General features: G+C 63.3%; 3 protein-coding genes. 2 read left to right on the top strand and 1 reads right to left on the bottom strand.

Translation table 11 applies throughout. From position 1 onward, the window contains the following. Positions 1–520: 520 nt before the first annotated feature. Positions 521–1,414: a DMT family transporter gene (locus tag M5G11_RS26690; RefSeq protein ID WP_273913788.1), complete on the top strand. Its 894-nt coding sequence runs from the start codon at positions 521–523 to the stop codon at positions 1,412–1,414. Between the two features lie 73 nt (positions 1,415–1,487). On the opposite strand, the gene M5G11_RS26685 is transcribed toward M5G11_RS26690, so the two are convergent. Further along, positions 1,488–2,390: a DMT family transporter gene (locus M5G11_RS26685; RefSeq protein WP_273913789.1), complete on the bottom strand. Its 903-nt coding sequence runs from the start codon at positions 2,388–2,390 to the stop codon at positions 1,488–1,490. Between the two features lie 184 nt (positions 2,391–2,574). Here M5G11_RS26685 and aceK point away from each other — a divergent pair, with 184 nt between their 5' ends. Further along, complete coding sequence (aceK, locus tag M5G11_RS26680; protein WP_273913790.1) at positions 2,575–4,290, top strand: bifunctional isocitrate dehydrogenase kinase/phosphatase; 1,716 nt, start codon at positions 2,575–2,577, stop codon at positions 4,288–4,290. Positions 4,291–4,334: the final 44 nt, after the last annotated feature.

Genomic DNA, 4,334 nt, shown 5'->3' with positions numbered 1-4,334 from the left:
GGCTCAATCTACAGATCAGGCTCAAGGCCTAAGCCGCTGCCCGGCTTCATTCCTCTTCCTCGATGATCAGTCGAGAACTATCGCCTCCAAAGAGGCGTTAGTCGAGATACAAGCCGCTGCCGTCAGGCTGCGCTGGAGCCCGTGCGGGCTCCCAAAGGCGGCGCCTGCTATGCAGGCGAGCGCAGCCTCACGGCAGCGGCTACAGGGCTGGGGTCTTGAAACCTGCAAAAACCCCATCTATAGTCCTCCACAGCTCCCTCACCGAAGACCTGCTCATGCCAGCTTCCTGCCCAGCCACCGTATTCGCCACCGCGCCTGACGCGGGTGTCGTTGTGCGTGGGTGCCTGCAGCCAGCCATGATCAGTCACTACCCACCACCTGTCAGTAGCGTCGTAGCGGACGTGCAAGCTCCGCCACGCGTGGTTGTTGTCCACCACGCCTGAACACTACTGAACACGGTCGGCTATCCCCTCGATAGACCCGCCGTTCGGCTTACTTGCCCGAATACAGGTGGCAATTCATGTCTGTTTTATCGAAAGAATCCGTGGCCGCGGCGGCCACCACGAGCCTGTTCGTCCTGCTCTGGAGCAGCGGCGCCATCGTCTCCAAGCTCGGCCTGAGCCAGGCCTCACCCTTCGCCTTCCTGCTGATCCGCTTTGCCATTGCCCTGTCCGGGCTGATGCTGCTCGGCCCGCTACTCAAGCTTGAATGGCCGCGCGGGCGCGGCCCGCTGTTGCAGGCCATCGCCACCGGCTGTGTCCTGCTGGGCGCCTACCAGTGCTTCTACCTGCTGGCACTGAACACCCACGTCACCCCCGGCATCATGGCCACGGTCATGGGCGTGCAGCCGATTCTCACGGTTGCCCTGATCGAGCGGCAACGCTCGCCCAGCCGGGTCTTCGGGTTGTGCCTGGGGCTGGCCGGGCTGGTCATGGTGGTGTACCAGGGGATCGGTTCCGGCGGGGTTTCCCTGGCCGGGATGCTGTTTGCGCTGCTGGCGCTGGCCAGCATGACCTGCGGCTCGATCATGCAGAAACGCATCACTGACAACCCGCTGGGCACTCTGCCGTTGCAGTACCTCAGCGGGCTGCTGCTGTGTGCACTGTTTGCGCCGTTCCAGCCGCTGCACGTCGAATGGAACCTGCAGTTCACGCTGGCGGTACTGTGGATGGGGCTGGTGGTGTCGCTGCTAGCCAGTTTGCTGCTGTATCGGCTGATCGCGCGGGGCAACCTGGTCAATGTCACCAGCCTGTTCTATCTGGTGCCGGCGGTCACGGCGGTGATGGATTACCTGATCTTTGGTAATCGCCTGGCTGCCTTGAGCCTGCTCGGGATGGGGCTGATCGTGGTTGGTTTGCTGTTTGTGTTCCGCAAGCCGGCGGTGGTTCGCCAGTTGCAGGCTGAGCAGCGCTGAAACCCATCGCGGGACGAGCCCGCTCCCACAGGAACCCTGCCTGTGGGAGCGGGCTCGTCCCGCGATGCGGCCCTCAAGCCCGCACAGGTTTACCTGCCGTCGCCGGCTTCAATACCAGCCACAACGCCACGGCAATCAACACCCCGCCATATAGGTGCGCCAGCGACAGCGGCTCATCCAGTAACCAGGCCCCCCACAGCACCCCGAAGGCCGGGATCATGAAGGTCACGGTCGAAGACTTCACCGGGCCGATCTCGCTGATCAGGCGGAAGTAAAGAATGTACGCAAACGCCGTACACAGCAGCCCCAGACCGAGCAGCGAGCCCCACACCGTCCAACCACCCCAGCTGGCCGGTGGCTGGGTCAGCACGCTGTAGCCGAACAACGGCGTCAACAGCAGGGTCGCACCCATCATGCTGCCCAGCGCTGACAGGCGGCTGTCCAGCCCGCCTTGCTGGTCCAGCCAGCGCCGCGCGAGAAACCCGGAGAAGCCGTAGCACATGGTCGCCGCCAGGCACGACAGCGCGCCCTGCATCAGCTGCATGTCGAAGGCCACCGGCCCGGCACCGCTAAGAATCCCCACACCGAACAGCCCAAGGAAAATCCCGCCCAGCTTGGGCAGGGTCATCGCCTCACGGAAGAACAGCGCGCCGATCAGTACGCCCATCAGCGGGGTGGTGGCGTTGAAGATCGCCGAATAGCCGGCGGGTAGCACTTGCGCAGCGACCGAGTACAAGGTGGCCGGGATGCCCGAATTGATCATCCCCAGCAGCAGGCAGGCCTTGAGCTTGCCCTGGAAGTCCCAGCGTACCCGCAGCAGGCCGAGGATCACGATCAACCCGGCACAGGCGATGGACACCCGAAAGAACGCCGTCGGCACGGTGCCCAGCACGGGGGCGATGATGCGCATGAACAGAAAGCTCGCCCCCCAGACGGCGGCAAGAATCAACAGGCGGGAAATGGCGATGGGGGACACGGTGGCGTTCCTGGTTCGAGGCGGCAGGGGAGTTTACGGTATCTGCGCAACCAACTTCGCCCGGTTTCTTGCGCAGCCAATTCGGCGGCGCCGCAGTTTGGCCGATACGCCCGCAGCAACGGGCTATCGCCGTTCACGGCGACTGGCTAAGCTCAGGCTTTGAAATTCCCGCAGAGGTCTCGTTATGCCCCAGCAATGGCCGGCCGCCGACATCGCCCGGATGATCCTCGATGGCTTCGACAATTATCGCGAGCATTTCCGCCAGATCACCGATGGCGCCCGGGAGCGCTTCGAGCAGGCGCAGTGGCAGCAGATCCAGACGGCTGCGGCGGCGCGGATCAATCTCTATGAAGAGAAGGTCGGCGAAGTCAGCGGCTGGCTGCGCCAGGGTTTCGACCCTGAGGTGTTGCTCGACGTGGCGCTGTGGCCGCTGGTCAAGAGCGCCTATATCAGTCTGATCGACCCGCGCCTGGACGATGAGCTGTCCGAGACCTGGTACAACTCGATCTTCTGCAGCCTGTTCAGCCATGACCTGATCAGTGACGGCTGCATGTTCGTGCACACCACCCGGCCGTCGCTGCGCGCCCATGAGCGTGCGGCGCAAACTCGCCTCTACCGCCCGGACGGGCAGTTGTCGTCGATGCTGGGGCAACTCTTTGCCGACTACCGCTTCGACGCGCCGTACGCCGACCTGGCCGGCGACCTGGCGCGGCTCGAAGCGCAGTTGCGCGAGAGCCTGCCCGACTGGGTGTGCAAGGACCCGCAACTGCAAGTCGAGCTGTTCTCGCCGGTGCTCTACCGCAACAAGGGCGCGTACCTGGTCGGGCGCATCTTTACCCAGGATGAGCAATGGCCGCTGGTGATTCCGCTGCTGCACCGCGAAGGCCACGGCATTGAGGTCGATGCGCTGATCACCGACGAAGCTGATGTGTCGATCATCTTCTCCTTCACCCGCTCGTACTTCATGGTCGATGTGCCGGTGCCGGCGGAGTTCGTCGGTTTTCTCAAGCGCATCCTGCCGGGCAAGCACATTGCCGAGCTGTACACCTCGATCGGCTTCTACAAGCACGGCAAGTCGGAGTTCTACCGCGCGCTGATCAACCACCTGGCCAGCACCGACGACCGCTTCATCATGGCCCCGGGTGTGCGTGGCATGGTCATGAGCGTGTTTACGCTGCCGGGCTTCAACACCGTGTTCAAGATCATCAAGGACCGTTTCTCGCCCTCCAAGAGCGTCGACCGCGCCACGGTGATTGAGACGTACCGCCTGGTGAAGAGTGTCGACCGGGTAGGGCGCATGGCCGATACCCAGGAGTTTTCCGACTTCCGCTTCCCGCTGAGCAAGTTCGAGCCTGAATGCCTGGCGGAACTGCTCGAAGTGGCGCCGTCCACGGTGTCGCTGGAAGGTGACACGGTGCTGGTACGCCATTGCTGGACCGAACGGCGGATGACCCCGTTGAACCTGTACCTGGAGAGCGCCACGGACAGCCAGGTGCGTGAAGCGCTGGAAGATTACGGGCTGGCGATCAAGCAGTTGGCGGCGGCGAACATCTTCCCTGGCGACATGCTGCTGAAAAACTTCGGCGTCACCCGGCATGGCCGGGTGGTGTTCTATGACTATGACGAGATCTGTTTCCTGACCGAGGCCAACTTCCGCTATATCCCGCCGCCGCGCTTCCCGGAGGACGAGATGTCGAGCGAGCCGTGGTATTCGATCGGGCCGCTGGATGTGTTCCCGGAGGAATTCCCGCCGTTTCTGTTTGCCGATATGGCGCAGCGGCGGCTGTTCGACCAGTTGCATGGCGAGTTGTATGACGCCGCTTACTGGAAAGGGCTGCAGGACGCGATTCGCGAGGGCAAGGTGATTGATGTGTTTCCGTATCGGCGCAAGGGTCGGTAGGGCTGTTGTGGGGCTGCGTTGCAGTCCATCGCCGGCAAGGCTGA

Origin of the sequence: Pseudomonas fontis, from assembly GCF_028656955.1 — a bacterium.
Taxonomy (GTDB): domain Bacteria; phylum Pseudomonadota; class Gammaproteobacteria; order Pseudomonadales; family Pseudomonadaceae; genus Aquipseudomonas; species Aquipseudomonas fontis.
This window is presented reverse-complemented; position numbering and strand designations above follow the sequence as displayed.

Excerpts from the sequence above, each read along its gene's own strand:
- M5G11_RS26690 (WP_273913788.1), top strand. The coding sequence starts at position 521 with ATGTCTGTTTTATCGAAAGAATCCGTGGCCGCGGCGGCCACCACGAGC.
- aceK (WP_273913790.1), top strand. The coding sequence starts at position 2,575 with ATGCCCCAGCAATGGCCGGCCGCCGACATCGCCCGGATGATCCTCGAT.